The 499-nt window shown below is 72.9% G+C and carries 1 pseudogene; it reads right to left on the reverse strand.

The window, feature by feature from the left end:
• Nucleotides 1-483, reverse strand: a pseudogene (locus CCN33_RS30610) (serine/threonine-protein kinase); the annotation flags it as partial.
• Between the last annotated feature and the right edge of the window lie 16 nt (nucleotides 484-499).

Below are 499 nucleotides of genomic sequence, written 5' to 3' on the forward strand. Positions count from 1 at the left end.
TAGCAGCGCCAGGGACGTGACGGCCGCGAGGGCGCCCGCGATCAGCGCCGCGCGCGTCCTGCGGGACATCGGCTCGGCCGGCGGGGGCGCGTAGGGCCAGTGCACGGAGGTGGGCGGGAGCATCCTGGTCGACGGGGCGAGGGGTGCCGGAACCGTCAGCTCCGACCCCCTGATCTCCCGCCAGACGGACCCCGCGCCGCCGTCGGGGCCCTGGGCGATGCGCTCCCCGCACCACTGGACGATGTCCGCCAAAGTGGCCCGTTCCTTCGGATCGATGGCCAGGCAGCGGGCGAACAGCGGGCGCAACTCCTCGGGCAACAGCGACAGGTCGGGCACGGAGTGGACGATCCGGTACAGCACGGCGGGCAACGAGCCGTCGCCGTACAGCGGTTCACCCAGGGCTGCGAAGGCCGCCGTCTGGCCGAGTGCGAAGACGTCAGTCGCCGGGGTGATCTCACCGCCGGACGCTTGCTCGGGAGCCATGAACACGGGCGTACCC

The organism is Streptomyces recifensis (assembly GCF_002154615.1).
GTDB lineage: Bacteria > Actinomycetota > Actinomycetes > Streptomycetales > Streptomycetaceae > Streptomyces > Streptomyces griseoluteus.